General features: G+C 65.1%; 22 protein-coding genes. 11 read left to right on the top strand and 11 right to left on the bottom strand.

Features of this window, described 5'->3' with window-relative positions:
- Positions 1-226: 226 nt before the first annotated feature.
- The 4 genes from ABKS89_RS00445 to ABKS89_RS00430 are packed head-to-tail and all read right to left on the bottom strand — an operon-like array spanning position 227 to position 5,369.
- Positions 227-1,063: a class I SAM-dependent methyltransferase gene (locus tag ABKS89_RS00445; protein ID WP_348588728.1), complete on the bottom strand. Its 837-nt coding sequence runs from the start codon at positions 1,061-1,063 to the stop codon at positions 227-229.
- Positions 1,064-1,084: 21 nt separating this feature from the next.
- Entirely contained in the window at positions 1,085-2,242 is a 1,158-nt protein-coding gene (locus tag ABKS89_RS00440; protein ID WP_348588729.1) for an acyltransferase family protein, read from the bottom strand.
- Positions 2,239-3,837: a glycosyltransferase gene (locus ABKS89_RS00435; protein WP_348588730.1), complete on the bottom strand. Its 1,599-nt coding sequence runs from the start codon at positions 3,835-3,837 to the stop codon at positions 2,239-2,241. The genes ABKS89_RS00440 and ABKS89_RS00435 overlap by 4 nt, the downstream gene beginning before the upstream one ends.
- Positions 3,834-5,369, bottom strand: a complete 1,536-nt coding sequence (locus ABKS89_RS00430) for a glycosyltransferase (protein WP_348588731.1) — start codon at positions 5,367-5,369, stop codon at positions 3,834-3,836. Before ABKS89_RS00430 ends, ABKS89_RS00435 begins: the two co-directional genes overlap by 4 nt.
- A 352-nt stretch (positions 5,370-5,721) precedes the next feature.
- Between ABKS89_RS00430 and ABKS89_RS00425 the strand changes: the two genes are divergently transcribed.
- The 5 genes from ABKS89_RS00425 to ABKS89_RS00405 all read left to right on the top strand — a co-directional run bounded on the left by ABKS89_RS00425 (position 5,722) and on the right by ABKS89_RS00405 (position 8,994).
- On the top strand, positions 5,722-5,853 hold the full coding sequence (locus tag ABKS89_RS00425; protein ID WP_348588732.1) for a DUF1127 domain-containing protein: 132 nt from the start codon (positions 5,722-5,724) through the stop codon (positions 5,851-5,853).
- Between the two features lie 92 nt (positions 5,854-5,945).
- On the top strand, positions 5,946-6,266 hold the full coding sequence (locus tag ABKS89_RS00420) for a DUF2388 domain-containing protein (protein ID WP_081518914.1): 321 nt from the start codon (positions 5,946-5,948) through the stop codon (positions 6,264-6,266).
- A 106-nt stretch (positions 6,267-6,372) separates the two neighbouring features.
- The gene (locus ABKS89_RS00415) at positions 6,373-6,666 is read left to right on the top strand and encodes a DUF2388 domain-containing protein (protein WP_081518915.1); all 294 of its coding nucleotides are present in this window, start codon (positions 6,373-6,375) and stop codon (positions 6,664-6,666) included.
- A 37-nt stretch (positions 6,667-6,703) separates the two neighbouring features.
- Positions 6,704-7,039: a DUF2388 domain-containing protein gene (locus ABKS89_RS00410; RefSeq protein ID WP_348588733.1), complete on the top strand. Its 336-nt coding sequence runs from the start codon at positions 6,704-6,706 to the stop codon at positions 7,037-7,039.
- Entirely contained in the window at positions 7,036-8,994 is a 1,959-nt protein-coding gene (locus tag ABKS89_RS00405; protein WP_518300979.1) for a DUF7844 domain-containing protein, read from the top strand. Before ABKS89_RS00410 ends, ABKS89_RS00405 begins: the two co-directional genes overlap by 4 nt.
- A gap of 128 nt (positions 8,995-9,122) precedes the next feature.
- Here ABKS89_RS00405 and ABKS89_RS00400 read toward each other — a convergent pair whose 3' ends face one another.
- The 5 genes from ABKS89_RS00400 to ABKS89_RS00380 form a co-directional block, all read right to left on the bottom strand.
- The gene (locus ABKS89_RS00400) at positions 9,123-9,524 is read right to left on the bottom strand and encodes a GFA family protein (RefSeq protein ID WP_138213389.1); all 402 of its coding nucleotides are present in this window, start codon (positions 9,522-9,524) and stop codon (positions 9,123-9,125) included.
- 15 nt (positions 9,525-9,539) lie between these two features.
- The gene (locus ABKS89_RS00395; protein WP_348588734.1) at positions 9,540-10,262 is read right to left on the bottom strand and encodes a phytanoyl-CoA dioxygenase family protein; all 723 of its coding nucleotides are present in this window, start codon (positions 10,260-10,262) and stop codon (positions 9,540-9,542) included.
- Positions 10,259-11,182: a LysR family transcriptional regulator gene (locus tag ABKS89_RS00390; RefSeq protein WP_348588736.1), complete on the bottom strand. Its 924-nt coding sequence runs from the start codon at positions 11,180-11,182 to the stop codon at positions 10,259-10,261. The genes ABKS89_RS00395 and ABKS89_RS00390 overlap by 4 nt, the downstream gene beginning before the upstream one ends.
- 75 nt (positions 11,183-11,257) lie before the next feature.
- Positions 11,258-12,214 (bottom strand): agmatinase, encoded by a 957-nt coding sequence (gene speB, locus ABKS89_RS00385; RefSeq protein WP_081518919.1) that lies wholly within the window; start codon positions 12,212-12,214, stop codon positions 11,258-11,260.
- Positions 12,215-12,239: 25 nt separating this feature from the next.
- On the bottom strand, positions 12,240-13,625 hold the full coding sequence (locus ABKS89_RS00380; RefSeq protein WP_348588737.1) for a sodium:solute symporter family protein: 1,386 nt from the start codon (positions 13,623-13,625) through the stop codon (positions 12,240-12,242).
- 251 nt (positions 13,626-13,876) lie between these two features.
- Between ABKS89_RS00380 and ABKS89_RS00375 the strand changes: the two genes are divergently transcribed.
- Both ABKS89_RS00375 and ABKS89_RS00370 read left to right on the top strand, forming a co-directional pair.
- Positions 13,877-14,104: a CopG family ribbon-helix-helix protein gene (locus ABKS89_RS00375; protein WP_045213580.1), complete on the top strand. Its 228-nt coding sequence runs from the start codon at positions 13,877-13,879 to the stop codon at positions 14,102-14,104.
- On the top strand, positions 14,101-14,382 hold the full coding sequence (locus ABKS89_RS00370; protein WP_138213393.1) for a type II toxin-antitoxin system RelE/ParE family toxin: 282 nt from the start codon (positions 14,101-14,103) through the stop codon (positions 14,380-14,382). Before ABKS89_RS00375 ends, ABKS89_RS00370 begins: the two co-directional genes overlap by 4 nt.
- Positions 14,383-14,627: 245 nt before the next feature.
- On the opposite strand, the gene ABKS89_RS00365 is transcribed toward ABKS89_RS00370, so the two are convergent.
- Positions 14,628-14,915 (bottom strand): DUF2218 domain-containing protein, encoded by a 288-nt coding sequence (locus tag ABKS89_RS00365; RefSeq protein ID WP_138213394.1) that lies wholly within the window; start codon positions 14,913-14,915, stop codon positions 14,628-14,630.
- A gap of 97 nt (positions 14,916-15,012) precedes the next feature.
- On the opposite strand from ABKS89_RS00365, the gene ABKS89_RS00360 reads away from it, so the two are divergent.
- Together ABKS89_RS00360 and ABKS89_RS00355 are read left to right on the top strand one after the other, a co-directional pair.
- The gene (locus ABKS89_RS00360) at positions 15,013-15,930 is read left to right on the top strand and encodes a LysR family transcriptional regulator (RefSeq protein ID WP_348588738.1); all 918 of its coding nucleotides are present in this window, start codon (positions 15,013-15,015) and stop codon (positions 15,928-15,930) included.
- Between the two features lie 56 nt (positions 15,931-15,986).
- Positions 15,987-16,442: a GNAT family N-acetyltransferase gene (locus tag ABKS89_RS00355; protein WP_348588739.1), complete on the top strand. Its 456-nt coding sequence runs from the start codon at positions 15,987-15,989 to the stop codon at positions 16,440-16,442.
- Between the two features lies 1 nt (position 16,443).
- On the opposite strand, the gene ABKS89_RS00350 is transcribed toward ABKS89_RS00355, so the two are convergent.
- On the bottom strand, positions 16,444-17,394 hold the full coding sequence (locus ABKS89_RS00350) for an alpha/beta fold hydrolase (protein ID WP_348588740.1): 951 nt from the start codon (positions 17,392-17,394) through the stop codon (positions 16,444-16,446).
- 182 nt (positions 17,395-17,576) lie between these two features.
- Between ABKS89_RS00350 and ABKS89_RS00345 the strand changes: the two genes are divergently transcribed.
- Positions 17,577-17,861: a hypothetical protein gene (locus tag ABKS89_RS00345; protein WP_348588741.1), complete on the top strand. Its 285-nt coding sequence runs from the start codon at positions 17,577-17,579 to the stop codon at positions 17,859-17,861.
- A gap of 133 nt (positions 17,862-17,994) precedes the next feature.
- On the top strand, positions 17,995-20,088 hold the full coding sequence (locus ABKS89_RS00340; protein WP_348588742.1) for a 3-hydroxyacyl-CoA dehydrogenase NAD-binding domain-containing protein: 2,094 nt from the start codon (positions 17,995-17,997) through the stop codon (positions 20,086-20,088).

Here is a 20,088-nt window from a genome sequence, read left to right as displayed (position 1 = left end):
CCGAATCAAGTCGTGGGATCAGATCCCGCGCAATGACAAAGCCGAAAATCGCGAAAAAATGGATCAACGCCGGAGGCCCCGCCGAAATAGGCAAAAAAACGAGCCAGGTTCAGACTAATCCAGGTGAATAAGTTCTGATTGGCATGAAGAACTACCACCATCAGCACAGCTACACCGCATAGCAATTCGATGTCTGCGATTTTCTTGTTATACATTTCCGTCAACTCTATGGCTTGCGAGCGATGATCACCTGGCTCTTGGGGAGCACCTCGTCCAGTGCCCGCTTGATCTGCTTCCCTTTGGGCATCGACAGAATCGCCCCCCAGGTATCGCGCCACTTCTCGATCATCGGATGGGAATCCGCTGTTGCCAAATCGGCATGCTCCACGGCCCAGTACAGCATCCACCAGATGGTCCGATAGAAACCGTAATGCAGGCGGTGCTCGATGATCAGCCCGGCGTCGGCAACCAACTGGTCGAACTCCTCTCGCTCGAAGATGCGGATGTGATTGGGCTTACGGTAATAACTCTGCGGCGCCAAGCCCTTCTGGGCGTGCTCGCTGGCGGCGTCGGGAACCGTCAGCAGGAATAGTGCGCCCGGCTGGGCAATTCGCGTCAGCTCGGCCATGAATTTCGCGGGGTCGTCGACGTGTTCCAGCACTTCCATCGCAATGACGCGAGAGACCCGGCCATCAGGGAGCGGGATCGGATCCGCGTCAGTGACCAGCGGATGCACAGCACGTGCAATGGTCTCCCTCACCCGCAACACAGCCTTGTTGACATTGTCCTGGCTGATGTCGGCCACGAAGATTTCCGCGCCCTGGCGTCCGGCAAAGGTGGTGAACCCTCCGTCACCGCAACCGATATCGAGAACGGAGTCCTCGGCAGTGATGGGGAACCCCTCGATCAACTCACCGGTTTCATTGCGGAACCAGCCGCTGAGCGACATATCGATCAGCCCCAGCTCCGGCAAAACTTCCTCAGCCTCCGGCTCTGCGTGCGTAACCGGATTGGCTGGGGCAGCCGTGGATGCCTGCAACGCTCTTTTCATTCGAGAAAACATTCGATCCTCTGGTGCAACGGATTAGTCCGGCTGACCCAACGGCGCCTGCGACAAAGCCTGCGGACGACGGGTGATGTCATCGGCAATTCGGGCCCCCCTGCGGCGCAAGGGCATTTCGACAAAACGGAAGTTGAGCTCCGCCAGCGCAGCGATCAGCACCAACGCCAAGGCAAATGCACCGATGATATAGCTGCGGGTATCGACAGCCGCCTCCGGAAACAGCCGGAAATGCAGCTCGCGAACGAAGAAATAGACCGGCACGTGAATCAGATAAACGCCATACGAGCGAGCGCCGAGCCAGAGCATGAACCGCCGCAACGGCGCACTCCGGCAAAACCAGTCCTGATCGTACGAGGCCAGCCAGACCAGCAGCGCTGATACCAGCGCGATCACCCCCACCCGGTAGACCAACCCTTGGGCGTAGGTCGACGCTAGATAGGCCAGAGTGGCCATTCCCGCCAATAGCAGTGCAGGAGCCAGCAGGGAAATCCGAGAAACCATTGCAGGCTTCCACGCGATGAACGATGGCTTGCGGCTCCAGATCGCCAGTAGTACCCCCATGGCCAGGGCGTCGGTCCGGAAGGCCATCAGCCATAGCGTTCGGGCCTGCAGCACCTGTACCGCAATGAGCAGCAATAGCACAACGGGCAGATAACGGCGTGACAGGAAGATCAGCAGCGGGAAGATCAGATAAAACTGCTCTTCGAGCGACAGGCTCCAGTACACGAAGCTTGCGCCGTACTCACAGCGCATGAAGCAGTGGGCGAAACGCACGTTGGCAAAATTCAGGGTACCGGCAAGGGTGGCCTGGAGGTTGTCCTGCAACAGTCCGAACACACCGCTCTTGTTGAAGGCCACCACCGCCAACAGCGTCAGGGCCAGCCAGAGCCATGCCGACGGCAGCAAGCGCCAGATACGCCTGACCCAGAAGGCCTGGGCCACTGAAAGCGACTCGCGCCAGCCCCCACACGCATTCATGCGGGGAATCAGGTCCCGCGCGATGACGAAGCCAGAGATGGCGAAGAACAGATCCACACCGAACCAGCCCCCCAGCTGAATGAGCGGCCACGGCAGACCCGGCGCCTGGAAGGGAGTCAGATTGCCGTTGATGTGGTGCACAACGACGGCGAGTACCGCCAGCGCACGCAGCACCTCAATATCACCGATGCGCCGACTCATGCCCCCGCGCGCTCCATTTGGGGCACGGATGCCCGGTCAAGCACCATCCGCAGGAAAGGATCGAGTTGCTCGATCACTGCCTGCCGCGAGCAATAGCCGCGCATTCGTTCGATCGCCCGCTCCCCCATATCCCGGTAGCTCTCCGGATGATCCCGGTAAAGCGACCAGGCCTGCAGGTAGGCAAGACGCAGGGACTCCCAGTCGATCTGCTGCCGACAGGTTCTGAAGGCATTGCGTGGATCGTGCGGCCAGCTCGCCGCTTCCAGGCAGCTCTCCACCACGAAAGCCACCTGCTCGTCGATGTAATCACTCATGCCCGAGTGGGACGGCGCGATGGCCGGCTTGCCGCAAGACAGGAACTCCATCAAGGGCAGGCACTGCCCTTCGCCGTACGAGGCATTGACCACATAAACCGTGGCCCGCATCAGGGCCTGATAGTCCTCGTCCTCCAGATAGCCGTGCATCAGCAGGACACGGCAACGGAACGCCGGCAGGCGCGCCATGAAGCGCAGCATTTCAGTGATGGCGGAGCAGTATTCACGATGGGTCAGTTTGAAGACCAGGACCGCGTCGGGCTGGTCGGAGAAGGCCGAGCAAAATGCGCTGATCAGGTCTGGCCAGTTCTTACGGCCATCATACGGATTGAACACCGTCGCGAAGACCACGCCCTCCAGATCAACGGCAAACTCTGCCGGCGTGAACAACGCGCGCTGCGGGAAGGGATCTTCCGGGATCGGCGCCTCAACCGGCGTCACACTGACCTCCGGCACCTCTTCGCCGGGTACCGGCGTACTTCGGCGCAAACGGCGAAGCCTTCCTCTCAAGAATTCCGGCAACAGGTCAGCCAGCACCATCTGGTACCACGCGCCCAGATAACGACGCGTGATCCGAAGATAGTCCGTGAAGTACTCAGGCGCCGGATGAACCGGTGCGGCCGGGGGTTCCTGCTCAACGGCGGACGCAGGCTCAGGTTCGGGATCGCCAACCACGCCGGGGACGGCCTCGCCCTTGAACATCAGATGCCAGACTTCCGGTACTGCGTGCAGAAACTGCTGCAAATCCAACGCAGACGTATCAAACACCACACCCTTTCCATTGATGCGATGACGGCCTGCAGACAGTCTGGATTGGCGCAAGGTATCGAAGGCGTCCCAGACCGGAGAGGGGACGGAAAGCAATGGATAGGCCGACGGGACAACTTTGCGCACGGCATCGATCGTGGAGTGCGAATGGGTGATAGCCTGGCCGAACTGGCGCAACATGAACGACCAGTCCTGGACCGCATCGTTTAGCCAGATTTCGTCAGGAACGGTGTCGAACTCCCAAGCAAACACCGGCAAAGTCGGACACTCCAACGTCGCCAGAGTCTTGTGCGGCGGAGAAAAGCTCAGGAATACGCAGGCTTCGCCACGTTGTCTGCAATCGTGATAGATCGCGTCGACCTGGTTGGCAGGATCCTCAATTACCACGACCTCACCCAACGCCTGCAGAGCCGGCAGAAACTCCTTCAGGACGAAGTAGTAACTGTATTCCGGAGCGCCAAGGCTGGTACGAATGGTCGTCGCATTGGTGGCGGAGTAGACCAGTATCTTCATGTCCCAGCCCTCAGCGCCTGAGCTGAAACCTGCCGGACTTGCGGCTCGCCATTGAGGCGGGCAAAAAATTCGCGCCACTGCCCCTGCAGCCTGCTTTCGGAGGCCAGGTCGCGCGCTCGCGCGCTCGCGCGGGCGGACAGGGCCTGGTACTGCGCCGCCCCATGGGTGGCCAGGTCAAAACTGTCCTGAAACACCTCGCACATCGACTGCCACTGCAAGCGGTGATCCTGGTAACGCATGCGCTTGTCGGGATCACCGGCCCAGTGCGTCGGCTGACGGCTGCTGCGAATGATCAATGGATGCTCCGGCTCCAGCCAGTCGCTCAGGGCGCTATGGCGAGGGGCGATAACTGGCCTGCCCGCACTCATGAACTCCTGCGCGGTGATGGCGGACGACTCGCTGTGAGCGGGATGCACCAGATAGTGACTGGCCGCGATCAGGTTCTGGTACTGCTGCTCATCCAGATGGCCATTCATGATCACAACGCGGCACTTGAATGGCGCGAGACGTGAAAGGTTGCTCAACATCCCAATACGGCCGGACGTGAGGTTTTCGTGGGTGAACTTGAAGACCAGGGTGACATCGGGCTGATCACGGAAGGTGCGACAGAAGGCGGTCAGCATCTCCGTCCAGCAACGGGTCTCGTCTTCCGCGCGCATCACGCAGGCATACACCACACCATACAGTGTGATGCGCTGCGGCTCCGCCGGCAGAGCAGAGACGGAACTCGGAGCATCAACGGCCGGCTCGGACACCGGCTCGGGTTCTTCCTGCACATCTTCCGGCGCGGGTTGTTGTCTAAGGTGTCGGTCCGCATCCGTGACCTCTCGCCACCAGCCACGCAGCAAGGCACCGGTGACATACAGTCGCTGCTGCAGGGACAGAGGCTGCGCCACGATCTCGACCGAACTCTCCGCTTCGACAATGACTGCTTCGGGTTCTGGCTCGAGATCGGGCAGAGCGATTGGCGCAGGTCTGGCCAAGGCATCAACCGACAGACCGATGGAAGGACTGTCCAGCAGTTGCCCCGAGAAGTGAATGACGCGCGGCCCCAACGAAGGCCATGCACCCTCGCGCGGGCAAAGCCCGCCGAAACGCTCCCAAGGCTGGGCGGCACTTACCAACACCGCAAAGCGCTCCCCCATCAGTTGATGGATGGCCCGCGCCGTCTGTTGGCTGAAGGTAATAGCTCCTGCGCAACCCAGCAGGCGCTCACGCCAACGCTCAGGGGAATCCGGCGGGAGGACATCGAATGGCCAGGCAATAGCAGCGACGACCGGACAGCAAACGGAGACCTCAGCTTCATCAGGAAGGCCGAACACGCAGTAAAAAGGCTCTCTGCCTCTTTCCCGCAAGGAACGACAGAGCTCCTGCAAGTCAGTACTGGCATCGACTTCTAGTACGTCACCCAGAGTGTGCAGCAGGGGCAGCAGGCTACGGTACAGCACGCTCAGGCCAGGACCCGGCCCATTCTCCACCAGGACATAGCCCGGCTCTGCGGCTCTATTCCTGACAATAATCGTCATCGTCATTATTCAGCCCTAGAAAGCAGGGTCATTATTGTTATCCGCCAATTTGGCTCTCGAGCGCCTAGCCTTCCGTGTCGAGAACGTCAGCTAGAAAGCCACTTAACCCAGCTCTTTGCAAGGAGAACGACACTTACGGAACAGTTGAGCACCAAGCGACCATTACAGCCGTGAAAATAAATGGATTGTGGCTAAGCAATCACATCCAGCTGTGACTGGCGAGTCAACCCGACGACGCGGAATCATGTCCTCCCATACCACTTGCTCTCCAAAGGAGCCGGAGGACACCGTCATGGAACGCACTCTCCCCCAGCTATCTGCTCAACGGCACCAAAGTCCGCAGCAAACCCTCTGGAAAATGCTCCGCCAATGGCACCAGAACATCCGCACCCGCCGCCAGCTCGCCGAGCTCACCAGCCTGCAACTGGCCGACCTGGGCATCAGCCCCAGCGATCGTGTGCGGGAAATCTCGAAACCATTCTGGCGCTGAATGCTGGTGACGCCGGTCAGTCTTGGCTAGTCTGACCACAGTTAGAGTGGCCGCCCCGGCCACCTTTGCTTGGTCTTATCCGGAGCCACTCCATGAAGAACAGTCTTCGCCTGATCGCCGCTGCCGCCCTGATCGGGTGCGCCACCGGCGCCTACGCCACCAGCTTCGTCTACACCACCGACCTGTCGGTGCGTGCCACCGGCGCCACCTCCGATGGCACCTCGGACCTGAGCAACTCCTTCAAGGACGACAAGATCGTCCTCGAAGCCCGTGACGACGCGGCCACCTTCGTCGCCAGCCAGGGCCAGATCCGCGGCGCGCACCTGGAAGCCGCCCTCGCCCACATCCGCAGCAAGCTGCCGACCCTGGCCGCCAATGACCAGCAACTGGCCCAGGCCATCCTGACCATCTGATCGGCTGAACCCTCCGCGCCGGGCGCTCCGCCCGGCGCTCTGCGCTGGCTCTCGCCGGCGCATTCCGTTAGCCTTGGCGGCCGTGCTTTCTCGATCGTCCAAGCCCATGCGTACCCTGCTGTTTCTGCTGCCGTTGCTGACCTGTTCGCTGCCCGCCTGGGCCTTCGACCAGACCACCCAGTTTCCGGTAGCGACCAGCTACGCCACCAGCCAGGTCACCAGCGCGCCCTTTGACAACAAACTGCTGCGCGGCGCCCGCGACGACGCGGCGCAGTTCGTTGCCACCGATGGAGCCCTGCGCGGTGCCCGCCTGGAGGCTGCGCTGCACTGGCTACGCCAGCGGCATCCGGAGCTGGCGGCAAACGATCGGGAACTGGCCGAAGCAATTCTTGCCAAATAAGTCGTGAGCAGCTCCCGCTGCCCTTTCGGAGACATCCATGCGCCTCAGCTCGCTTTCCAAGAGCCCCCTGATCCTCGGCCTGCTGCTCGTCGCCTGCGCGTCCACCGCCCAGGCCCAATCGGTGATCCGCGTGTTCAACATCACCACCAACGCCTTCGCCCGCAGCATCGACTTCACCTCGGACACCACCACTTCCGTGCGTGACATGAAGATCGTCCGCGAAGCCCGTGACGATGCCGCCAGCTATGTCGGCAGCGACGGCGCGATCCGTGGTGTGCAACTGGAAGCCGCATTCAAGGTGCTGCGCGAGCAGGTGCCGCAGGCGCGCCAAGCCTCCGACCAGGACCTGGCCGAAGCCATCCTCGCACTGTGACCTTCCGGATTGGCCGCTGGCTGGCGGCCCTGGCACTGACCGTCGCCGCCAGCAGCCAAGCCGCGCTCCGCCTGGAGCTCGACACCGACGGCCTGAGCGCCGCCCAGCGCCAGGCCAGCCAGCAGCTGCTGGACGAAGCCCTGCACACCCTGCCGGACAGCTTCGTGCAGCACCTGGACCGCAGCGTCGAAGTGCAATGGCGCGACGACCTGCCCAGCAATGGCATGGGCCGCACCCTGCGTCCCGGCGCCATCGCCCTGAATACCCGCTATCTCGGCCCGCTCACCGACGGCAACGCCGCCACCGAGCAGACCGGCCGCACCCACGGCACCCTGCGCCGCGAACTGCTGGCCACCCTGCTCCATGAGCTGACCCACCTCTACGACCGCGCGCGTCTCTGGGATACCGACGAAGGCCGGCTGATCCGCCGCTGCACGATGCGCGACAAGAGCCTCGGCCGCGTCGGCGCCCCCGACGATTGCCGCGGCCAGACCGGCCGCCGCTTCAGCCTCTCGGACGACCCGCGCCTGCTCGACCTCGCCGGCTGGCCGCAATACGCCGGCAAGCATGGCGAGCGCGAACAGCACAACCGCTTCCTGCTGCGCAGCCCGGACCGCTACGAGCTGACCAACCCGCGCGAGTACGTCGCGGTGAACATGGAGTACTTCCTCCTCGACCGCAGCTTCGCCTGCCGCCGCCCGGCGCTGTACCGCTACTATGCGGAACGCTTCGGCGAGCGCCCGCATGACGAATGTTCGACCCAGTACGCCTACCTCAACGCCGGCCGCGACTTCGGCCGCCAGCCGCTGGGGTATCTCGACCCGGAGCGCGTCTACGAGGTCGACTACCTGATCGCCGAGGCCAACAACGAGATCGCCAGCCGCTGGGGCCACACCATGCTGCGCCTGGTGGTCTGCGCACCGGGGCGCCCACGCGGCCCGGCCTGCCGCCTGGACCTCGACCAGCACCTGGTGCTGTCCTACCGCGCCTTCGTCGGCGACCTGCAGCTCTCCAGCTGGGACGGCCTGACCGGCGCCTACCCGTCGCGCCTGTTCGTGCTACCGCTGTCCCAGGTGATCGAGGAGTACACCAAGGTCGAACTGCGCAGCCTCGCCTCGATTCCACTACGGCTCAGCCGCGACGAAGTCGCCAGCCTGGTGGAACGCTCGGCGCAGAGCCACTGGAGCTACGACGGCAACTACTACTTCCTGTCCAACAACTGCGCGGTGGAGACGCTCAAGCTGCTGCGCAGCGGCATCCAGCGCCAGAGCCTGCAGACCATGGACAGCATCACGCCCTACGGCGTGCTCGGCCTGCTGGAGAACAAGGGCATCGCCGACGCCAGCGTGCTGGACAACCCCAAGGAAGCGCTGCGCCTGGGCTATCGCTTCGACTCCTTCCGCGACCGCTACCAAGCCATGTTCGATGTGCTGAAGCAGCGCATGAACGTCCCGCAGGACAAGGTCGAGGACTGGCTCGCCCTCCCCGCCGTCGAGCGCCGCCCGTGGTTCGACAAGGCCGACCTGCGCTCCAGCGCCGCCCTGCTGCTACTCGAACAGGCCTCGCTGCGCCGCCAGCTGCTGCTGGCCCAGGACGAACTCAAGCGCCTGTACCTGAGCAACCCGGACGCGATGAAGAGCAAGCCGGACCTCGCCGCGGCCGGCAAGACGCTGCAGCAGATCCTCGACGACAGCGGCTTCCTCAGTCGCCCCGCCGAGCTGCTCGACGGCGGCTACGGCCTGCCCCAGGCGCCGGAGACGGCGACCTTGGAGAAGCAGACGCAGCAGCGCCAGCAGCGCCTGCGCCAGCTCAGCGATAACCTCGACCGCGAAGTCCGCGCCCTGCTGACACCAGAGCGTCGCGACGAGCTGGCCGCGCTGGAAGCCAACACCAAGCAGATCGGCGCGCACCTGCGCGAGCTGCACAAGGCCTCGGGCGGGCTGGAGCTGCCCTGATTGTTTCAGTGCTCTTGTAGGATGGGTGGAGCGCAGCGATACCCATGCTGCCCCAGAGCCGCTAGCGATGGGTATCGCTGCGCTCCACGCCATCCTACGAAGCGTCACCTTGTCACCTTCAAGGAGCGCTAAAGCTTCTCTTCCCACTCCTCTTCCAGCTGCTCGTCCAGGTGTATCCAGGGCAAGCGGCTCTTCACCCAGATATGCCGGTCCGGCACCACCGTCGCCACCTCGTCCAGCGTCGCCGTGGTGAGGTCGAGGGTCTCCGGTGCCTGGTCGGTGAACAGCGCCAGCTGCGCGCCGCAGTGGCTGCAGAAGTAGCGGATGCAGGACGCCGAAGAGCGATACTCGGCCGGCGTCCCGAGGGTCCAGCGGAAACTGACCAGAGGCACCGTGGCCCAGGTGGTGACGATGCCGCCGGTGGTGCGCCGGCAGATCGAGCAATGGCAATGGGCGACGTCCGTCAGCGCGGCGTCGCACTCGTAGCGCAGCTGGCCGCAATGGCAGCCGCCGGCATGTACAGCCTTCATCAGTGAATCTCCCATTCAGTCGTACTCGGCCTCTTCGTGATCGCCCAGCAGCCGGCGTTGTCGCGGCGTGCAGGCGGCGAGCACCTCGGGGTTGAAGGTCCAGTCCAGGTAGGGCGAGAACTTCTGCGCGACCATCCGGCGCCCATAGTGCACCTGCAGCAAATAGCGCGTGCCCTCGCTCAGGTTGCGGCTGCCGGCGTGCCACAGGTCGCTGCGAAACAGCAGGCAATCGCCCGCACGGCACAGCACCGGCTCGGCCACCCTGCCCGCCCATTCGCGCTCATCCGGCGTCGGCGCGCGGCCTGCGCGATGGCTGCCGGGAATCACCCAGGTCGGGCACAGCTGATCATTGATGTCATCGAGATAGACCTGCGCGGTGCAGATGAACATCGGCAGGTCGAGGCCCGCTCCCGGCAGCGCAACGGGCAGGTAGTCCTGGTGCATGTCCGCGCCGATGAAGCCGGGATGGCAGCGCCAGGCGGTCTGGCCGATCACGTGGCAGTCCGCGCCCAGCGCGGCCTCTGCCAGCTCGATCAATCTCGGCGGATCGAGATAGGGCAACCAGTTCGGGGAACGGTTGAACACGCACTTGTAGTGATCCACCAGCCCCTCGTAGTCCCAGTGCAGCGGCCGCAGATCGTCAATCAGCGAACGCACTTCGGCCACCTGTTCGACGTCCAGCAGGCCACGCAGCAGGACGAAACCGTCCTCGCGCAATGCCTGCAGGCCGTCGCTCATGCCGGCTCCCCGCTACCCAGTTCGGCCTGGGCGCGCTCCAGGGCGTCGAGGAAGGCTCCCAGCACCTCGCCCGGCTCGGCTCCCTGGCGTGTCACGCAATGGAACTCCGAGACATAGGCCAGCTGCGCCGGGCGGATCGCCCGCAGGCGATCCTGTGCGACCCATTCCGCCGCGTAGTGCGTGGGCAGGTAGCCGATGAAGGTGCCGCTGAACACCAGGTTGGCGATGGCCTCCATGCTGTAGGCGTTGGTGGCGCGGCTGAAGACCAGCCCGTGGGGCCGCCGGCTCTCTGTCATGTAGCCGCGGCCGACGTATTCAGCCGCGCAGATCTGCTCCAGCGAAGGCTCGTCCTGCGCGCGCTCGAAGAACGGGTGCCCCTGGGCGCAATAGAGGTTCTGCTCTTCGCGGAACAGCAGCTGGTAACACAGACCCGACAGGCGATGGTGGAAGGCGCCAATGGCCAGTTGCAGGCGCTCCTCCAGCACGGCGTTTTCCAGCTCGTCCGGGCGCTGGGTGTGCAGGTTCAGGCGCACCCGTGGATGCCTCTCGCGGAACAGCCGGAGCGCCAGCGGCAGCGGCCAGCAGTGCTGGCCGAGCACACCGTCGACGCAGCCCAGGTGCAGCACTTCGCGGTCGCGGCCGCCGAGGCCCGTCACTTGCTCGCGGAAGCGCTCGATGTCGACGAACAACCCGAGCGCCGCCTCGTACAGCTGCTGCCCTTCCTCGGTGAGCTGGAAGCCGCTGCTGCCGCGCCGGCACAGCGAATAGCCCAGACGCAGTTCGAGGTCGCGCACCAGCACGCTCAGCCGCGACAGGCTGGTGTTCAGGCGCACCTGGGCGGCGGTGAAGCCGCCCGCCTCGACGATGGTGCAGAAAGTGCGCAGCAGGCGCAGGTCGATATCGGAAAGATTGCCCAGCATGGAAGTTCTCGTGGCGGCGGGCGCAGGCCTTTCGTTATAGCGCCGAGCGCGCCGCCCCGTGAACCCCCAGGGTGGTCAACGGCGCGCCGCGACCGAATCGGCCAGCACGCAGAGCAGCTCGAACATCATGGTGGCGCCCACCAGCGCGGTCGCTCCGCCCTGGTCGAACGGCGGCGAAACTTCCACCACATCGGCGCCGATCAGGTTCAGGCCCTGCAGCCCGCGGATCATGTGCTGCGCCTCCAGCGTGGTCATGCCCCCGATCTCCGGCGTACCGGTGCCGGGCGCGTAGGCCGGGTCGAGCACGTCGACATCGAAGGTCACGTAGGTCGGTCCCTGCCCCACCACCCGGCGCACTTCGGCCAGCGTGGCGGCGACGCCCAGGTCGGCGAACTCTTCCATGTGGATCACCCGGATGCCTTGTTCAAGGGCGAAGGCTTCGTCGTCGGCGTCGTAGATCGAGCCGCGAATGCCGATCTGCACCGTGCGTTTCGGGTCCAGCAAACCTTCCTCGATGGCACGGCGGAACGGCGTGCCATGGGTATAGGGGTTGTCGCCGAAGTAGCGGTCGTTGGTGTCGGAGTGGGCATCGAAATGCACCATGCCGATGGGTCGTTCGGCGGCCAGCGCGCGGAAGATCGGCAGGGTCACCAGGTGGTCGCCGCCCACCGACAGCGGGACAGTGCCGGCGGCGTGGATGCGCCGGTAGAAGCCCTCGATCTGCTTGAGCGAATCGAGCAGGTCGATGGGGTTCACCGGCGCGTCGCCGATGTCGCCGATGCGCAGCAGGTCGTAGGGCGCGATGTGGCTGACGTGGTGCACCTTGCGCATCAGGCTCGACTGGTTGCGAACCTCGCGCGGACCGTGGCGGGCGCCGGCGCGGTTGGTGGTGCCGCCGTCCCAGGGCACGCCGAGCAGGGCGATGTCGACCTGCGCCGGGTCCTCGAAGATCGGTAGGCGCATGAAGCTGGGGATGCCGGCGAAACGCGGAATCTGCGCGGCGTCCAGGGGCTGCGGGAAATCATGGGGCATGGGGCGTCTCCTGTCGGATTGAGATTCAGTCGGCCTGCGCCTGCAGGCTGGCGGCGGGTGCACCGACGAGGCTGACCACCACGAAGGTGACCAGGCTGGCGAGCAGGCCGTAGGCGATGGGGGTATTGGCGAGCACACCGTCGATGGCCATGAAGGCGACCACCACCAGGCAACCGACGACGATGCTGGCCATGGCTCCGCGAGCGGAAGCGCGGCGCCACAGCAGGGCGCCAAGGATGGGCACCAGCAGGCCGCCGACCAGCAGGTTGTAGGCGATGCTCAGGGCGCCGATGACGTCGTTCACCAGGCATGCCAGGGCCAGCATCACCACGCCCATCATCAAGGTGAACAGGCGGCTCTCGCGCAGGCCGTTGGGCGCGCCAGGGCGCAGGAAGCGCGCGTAGATGTCCTCCTGGAACACCGTGGCCGCCGCCAGCAGGCAGCCCGAGGCGGTGGACATGATGGCCGACAGCGCCGCCGCGACCACCAGCCCGCGCAGGCCTGGCTGGAGCACCTGGCGGGTGACTTCGGCGTAGGCGTTTTCCGGCACCGCCAGGTTGGGCAGCAGCACGTGCGCGGCGGCGCCGATCAGTGCGCAGGCCAGGCCGTAGAGCATGCAGTAGACGCCCGCGCCGAGGCCGGCGTAGCGCACCACTTTCTCGCTGCGCGCGGTGAACACGCGCTGCCAGATGTCCTGGCCGATGAGCGCACCGAAGAAGTACAGCAGGAAGTAGGTGAGGATGGTGTCCAGGCCGATGTGGCCGAGATCGAAGAAGCCCGCCGGCAGCACTTCCTGCATGCGCGACAGGCCGCCCGCCTCGTGGATCGACAGCGGCAGCAGCACGGCGAAGATGCCGAGGGTCTTGATCACGAACTGGATGATGTCGGTGAGGGTCAGCGACCACATGCCGCCAATCACCGAATAGACGATGACGATGCCGCCTCCGCAGAGGATCGCCGGGATGCGCGGGATTTCGAAGACCACTTCGGTCACCGAGCCGATGGCAATGGTCGCGGTGACCGCCACCATCAGGTCGTAGGCGACCATCACGATGCCGCCGATCAGCCGCGAGGACGCCTGGTAGCGCTGCTCGAGGATCTGCGTGACGGTGTAGACCTTCAGCCTCGCGATCTGCCGCGAGAACACCAGGCTGAGGACGATGATCCACAGGCCCAGCATGAACACCAGCCACAGGCCGGACAGCCCGTAGAGGTAGCCCAGCTTCACCGTACCGATGGTGGATGCGCCACCGAGCACCACCGCAGCCATGGTGCCCAGGTAGAGCCCCGGGCCGAGACGGCGCCCGGCGACGAGGAAGTCGTTCTGGTTGCGCGCCTTGCGCATTCCGTACCAGCCCAGGGCAAGCATGCCCAGGGCGTAGACCAGCATGATCAGGTAATCGAGCAGCATGGCGGGGGGCTCCTGTTGTTGTTGTGTGGGAATCAGGCCTTCGCCCCGCCAGCCTGATGCCCCTCGCCCCGCCCGCAAATCCCTGAAGCCGGAAGCCAACTTTCGCCGCCGCGAAAGTGGCGCCGCAGCCCGCGCCTGGCGGGCTTTCACGGTGCATCGAAGGAAAAACTCGCCTCCTCCAAGTGCTTGATTCGTATACGTATGTTATCGTTGTATACTGTGTATACAGCGTAAACGGAGCTGTTCAAAAAGTGACCACCGTTGTCTCGTTCCGCGCCGATGACGCCCTTGTGGCAGCGCTGGACCAACTGGCCCGTGCCACCCACCGGGACCGGCCCTACCACCTGCGCCAGGCGCTGGCGCAGTACCTGGAGCGCCAGAGCTGGCACGTGGCGGCCATCGATGAAGGGGTAGCGGACGCCGATGCCGGCCACCTGCTGGAGCACGCGGCCATCGAAGCCAAGTGGGGCCTGGCATGAGCCTGCAGTGGACGCACAAGGCCGCCGCCGACCTGGACGCCATCTACGACCACTACGTCGTGCTGATCGGCCCGGAGAAGGCGCTGCGGGCGATCCAGGACATCGTCGAGCAGGTCAGCCCGCTGGCGAGCCTGGAGCAAAGCAGCAGCGGCGTGCCCAGCGAGGTGCCCGGCGTGCGCGAATTGCTGGTCGAGCGCTGGCCGTACCAGGCCGCTTTTCGGGTAAAGGGCCGTTCTGTGCAGATTTTGCGCATCGACCGTGTGGATAACTCGGGGTAAAAGTGGCCACACGGTTACAAGATGTTTCAAAGTATTGACTTTGGCATTTGGTTAAAAAGCAATCAAATGCACACAATTCAATAATCTGGTCGTTCTATCGGCCAAGCTGGAATACATGGATTTTTGGTGACCGAGCATGGCAATAGCGGTCACGTAATCTCAGCGGTGCCTGGCTTTTTTCAGGCAACAAAAAACCCGGCCTTGGCCGGGTTTTCTCGTTTTTTCCGCTTTTTTCGCCAGCTTTGTCAGGCGGCTTGCCAGTTCACTGGCAGCTGGCCTTCTTTCCAGGCGAAACGGTCGAGGTGGCTGACCACCACGTTCTGCAGGCGCTCGAGGCCTTCCGCATCAGCGGACTCGGCGTCCATCAGCAGCGCTTCCGGGGTCGCGTGCAGGCGGCAGGTGCCGAAATCGAAGGGCAGCACGCCACGGTCGTCGGTCAGTTCGACCGGCAGCTTGTGGGCGAAGTGGTTGCACAGGCGCTTGAGGTAGCGCGCGGCATCGGGGGTAGGGACGGTGGCACGGCTCGAAGGCATCGTTTCTCTTCTCCATTTTGGGAGATGACATCCTAGGCGCCGGCAATCCAGGGAAAAACCCGCTATTTTGCCTTTCACTCTTTAGCGGAGCTTCACAATGGACAATCTTCGCGGCATGGCGGTGTTCGCCACCGTGGTCGCGCGCGGCTCCATGGCCGCCGCGGCCGAAGCGCTGGGCATGACGCCTTCGGCGGTCAGCCAGCAGATCCGCAAGCTCGAAACCCACGCCCAGGTCACGCTGCTGCACCGCACCACCCGCAAGCTGACGCTGACCGAGGCCGGTGAGGCCTTCTACCGCAGTTGTGCGCAGATGCTCGCCATCGCCGAGGAGGCCGAACAGCGCCTGGGCGAATGGCGCGAGGCACCGGTGGGGGAATTGCGCCTGGCCGCGCCGGTGGGCTTCTCCGGCAAGCTGATCACCGAGGCGCTGCGCCCGCTGCTGGAGAATCATCGCCAACTGCGCCTGCAGTTGTTCTTCCACGACGAGCAGATCGACCTGGTCGAGCAGCGCATCGACCTGGCCATCCGCGTCGGCACCCTGTCCGATTCGAGCCTGGTGGCGCGTCATCTGGCGGAGTGGAACAACGTCATCTGCGCCGCCCCCGCGTACCTGCGGCGCATGCCAGCCATCGACCATCCGCAGCAACTGCAGGGCGTTGACTGGCTCTCGCTGAACACCGTGGCGCACCAGGCGTACCTGAACTTCAGCGGGCCGGGTGGGGAGACCTGCAAGCTGCGGCTCGAAGCCCGCGTCGCTGCCAACAGCATGATCGCCCTGCGCCAGTTCACCCTCGACGGCCTCGGTGTTTCTGCCCAGCCGGAGCCGGAAGTCCGCGAGGCGCTGGAGGAGGGCAGGCTGGTACGGCTGCTGCCGGAATGGACGCTGCCGCCGTTCGGCATCTATGCCGTCACCCCGCGCCGCGATGCCCAGCCGGCCAAGGTGAAGGTCGCCATCGAAGCACTGCGTCGACACCTCGGCGGCTCGACCACGCTGCGCTTCCACGCGCCGGTCTGAGGCGCGCTACCATGCCGCGGTGAAGACGCCACCTTGATGATCGGAGTGAACACCACATGGCCCTGAACTGGACCTGCAAGCACCACCGCGACCTGGGCAAGGAAGAGCTCTACGCCATCCTGCAGCTACGCACCGAAGTCTTCGTGGTGGAACAGAAATGCCCCTACCAGGAAGTCGATGGCCTGGACCTGGTCGGCGACACCTGCCACCTGATGGTGGAAGAGGAGGGCAAGCTGATCGGCTACCTGCGCCTGCTCGACCCGCAACGCCACGACGGCGACGTGGTGATCGGCCGCGTGGTGATCGCCCCGCAGGGTCGCGGCACTGGTCTCGGTCACCAGCTCATGGAGCAGGCGCTGCAGGCCATCGCCCAGCGCTGGCCGGGGCTGCCGGTGTACCTCTCGGCCCAGGCGCATCTGCAGGGCTACTACGGCCGCTACGGCTTCACTCCGGTGACCGAGGTCTACCTGGAAGACGATATCCCGCACATCGGGATGCGCCGCGAGGCCTGACTCAGGCCGGGTAATGCCGGCCGAGGAAATCTCCCAGCAGCGCATTGACCCGCTCCGGCTGCTGGCTCTGGATCCAGTGGCCGCAGTTCTCCAGCACATGCTGTTCGAGGTTGGGCACATGCTCGGGCATGCGCTGTACGGTGTAGGCCTCGAAACGGCCGACCGGGTCACGGTCACCGATCAGGAACAGCGTCGGTTGCTCGACCTTGCGCCCGGCCAGCGGCTCGGTGCGCTGCCAGCTGCGCTCGAAGTTGCGGTACCAGTTCAGCGCGCCATGAAAACCCCGTCCTTCGAAGGTCTGCACGTACCACTGGAAGTCCTCTTCGCTGCACCAGGCCGGGTGCGCCGGCGGCGGTGGCAGGCCGTCGAACAGGCGGCCGTCGGGGGACTGATCCGGCGCCAGGCGCACGTTGTCGCCGAGGAAGTGGCGCAGGCTCAGCGCGATGTCCGCATCCAGCTCGGCCTCGGCGCGGCCGGGCTGCTGGAAGTAGAGGATGTAGAAGAACTTGCCAGCGAACACCTCGCGCATGATCTCCACCGGCGGACGCTTCGCGCGTCCGGCGAAGGGCACCGAGAGCGTCGCCAGCACCGCCACGCGCTGCGGCTCCAGCAGCGCCAGGTGCCACGCCACCGGCGCGCCCCAGTCATGCCCGACCATCGCCACGCGCTCGTGCCCCAGCGCATCCATGGCGCCCTGGATGTCCGCGCAGAGCGTCAGCACGTCGTAGGCGTCCACCTCAGGCGGCGCGCTGGTCTGGCCGTAGCCGCGCATTTCCGGGGCGAACACGCGGTAGCCGGAAGCGGCGAGGGCGCGCATCTGGTGCTGCCAGGAATGCCAGCACTCGGGAAAGCCGTGCAGCATCCACACCGGCTTGCCGTCCGCCGGCCCGCAGCTGTAGAGGCTGAGCTGGATGCCGTTGACCGCCAGCAACTGGTGTTCGAACTCGTTCATGGCGCGCACTCCCGCAGATGGTGAGCTTCACTATGCCAAGCCCGACGTGCCAGCCGAACCCTATTCACCAGGCGAATGAAGGGATCTTTCCAGCCGGCAAAGCGGCCCGCTCGGCGAAGCGGCGTGGGGAAACGGCGGATAATGCCGGCGCTGCCACCGATCCCACTCCAGGAAGGACTCCCATGAGCCGCCAGCCCACCGCCCAGCTGTGCCCGGAACTCGACGCCATCCTGCGGGCCGAACTGCGCGCCGGCAACCAGCTCGGCGAAGGCCCCGTGCGCACCGACTGGCCGCAGCCCGGCTCGATCTACGCGGCCCTGCGCGACAGCCTGAGAACCCGCGCGCCGGGCCAATCCGGCCCCGTCCGCCACTCGATCTGCCGCGACCCGCACTACGGCTGGAACGACGAATGCTACTGCGAGATGCACGGTGATCTGCTGGTCGCCGGGAGCACGCAGCGGCCCTGATTGCTCCCTGCCGGAAGGCACCGAACGCCCGGCGCCCCGCCAAAAGGACTTGCAATCCGACAATAAAAAACAGCATCGTATTCTGCACAGCGAAACATCATTCCGTTAAAACAACGCTAAAACGGAGTTCAGCATGTCAGATGCGGTACTGCTCGAACGCCGGGGCGAGATAGCCCTGGTGACAGTCGACAACCCACCGGTGAACGCCCTCGGACACTCCGTCCGCACCGGGCTGCTCGCCGCTTTCCGGCAGGCCGAGGCCGATCCACAAGTGCGCGCGGTGGTGCTGGTCTGCTCCGGACGCACCTTCATGGCCGGCGCCGATATCCGCGAATTCGGCAAGCCGCCGCAGGCGCCGTCCCTGCCCGAGGTGGTCGATATCCTCGAAGGCGCCAGCAAGCCCAGCGTCGCCGTGATCCACGGCACTGCCCTGGGCGGCGGCCTGGAAGTCGCCCTGGCCTGCCACTACCGCATCGCCCGCCGCGACGCCCAGGTCGGTCTGCCGGAAGTGAAGCTCGGCCTGCTGCCCGGCGCCGGCGGCACCCAGCGCCTGCCGCGTCTGGCGGGTGTGGAAAAAGCCCTGGACATGATCGTCTCCGGCGCGCCGATCCGCGCGTCACAGGCCCTCGAATTCAACGTCGTCGACGAGCTGTTCGACGGCGACCTGATCGACGCCGGAGTCGCCTTCGCCCAGCGCTTGCTGGCGAACGGCAAAGGGCCGCGCCGCAGCGGCGAGCGCAATGAGCGCGTGCAGGAAAGCGGCCTCGCCGAGCTGATCGCCCACAAGCGCGGCGAAGTGCAGAAACGTCTGCCCGGCCAGTTCTCCCCGCAACGCTGCATCGATGCGGTGGAAGCCGCAACGCAATTGCCGCTGCGCGAAGGCCTGGTGCGTGAACGCGAGCTGTTCATGCAGTGCATGGAATCCCCGCAGCGCGCCGCGCTGATCCACGCCTTCTTCGCCGAGCGCGAGGCCGCCAAGGTCGACGGGCTGGCCAACGAGGTGCGGCCAGGGGAAATCCGCCGAGCCGCAGTCATCGGTGGCGGCACCATGGGTGTCGGCATCCTGCTGTGCTTTGCCAACGCCGGCATCCCGGTGCAACTGCTGGAAGTGAATGACGAAGCCCTGCAACGCGGCCTCGACCGCGCCCGCAGCCTGTACGCCGCCAGCGTGGCGCGCGGCAGCCTGGGCGCCGAGGAGATGGAGCGGCGCCTGGGCCTGATCAGCGGCGTGCTCGACTACGCCGCGCTGGGCAATGCCGACGTGGTGGTCGAAGCGGTGTTCGAAAGCCTGGAGGTGAAGCGCGAGGTGTTCGAACGACTGGACACCCACTGCAAGCCCGGCGCGATCCTCGCCAGCAACACCTCGTCGCTGGACCTCGACGAGATCGCCGCCTTCACGAAGCGTCCACAGGACGTGGTCGGCCTGCACTTCTTCAGCCCGGCCAACGTCATGCGTCTGCTCGAAGTGGTGCGCGGCAAGGCCACCTCGGACGCCGTGCTGGCCACCGCCATGCAGCTCGGCAAGCGCCTGAAGAAGGTCTCGGTGGTGGTCGGCGTGTGCGACGGTTTCGTCGGCAACCGCATGATCTTCCAGTACGGCCGCCAGGCCGAATTCCTCCTGGAGGAGGGCGCCACACCTGCGCAGGTGGACCGCGCACTGCGCAGCTTCGGCATGGCCATGGGGCCGCTGGCGGTACGCGATCTGTCCGGCCTCGACATCAGCCACGCGATCCGCTCGCGCCAGCGGCCGAACCTCAAGCCCGGCCAGACACTGCCCACGGTGCTCGATCACCTGATCGCCGCTGGCATGCTTGGGCAGAAGACCGGCACCGGCTTCTACCAGTACGGCGAGGGAGGTCGCGCCGCGCAGGACAACCCGGCGCTGCCGGCCATGCTGGAACAGGCCGCCGCCGACCGCGGCATCACCCGCGCGCCGGTCGCCGATGAAGAAATAGTCGAGCGCTGCCTCTACGCGCTGATCAACGAGGCCGCCAACATCCTCGACGAAGGCATCGCCCAGCGCGCCAGCGACGTCGATGTGATCTTCCTCAACGGCTATGGCTTCCCCGCCTGGCGCGGCGGCCCGCTGTTCTATGCCGACAGCGTCGGCCTTGCGCAAGTGCTCGAACGAATCCGCGAGTTCCACCAGCGCCTCGGCGCCTGGTGGCAACCCGCACCGCTGCTCGAACGCCTGGTGGCCGAAAGCCGCCGCTTCGCCGATCTCTGA

This window comes from Pseudomonas sp. LABIM340, from assembly GCF_040017195.2.
In the GTDB taxonomy this organism is placed as follows: domain Bacteria; phylum Pseudomonadota; class Gammaproteobacteria; order Pseudomonadales; family Pseudomonadaceae; genus Pseudomonas.
This window is presented reverse-complemented; position numbering and strand designations above follow the sequence as displayed.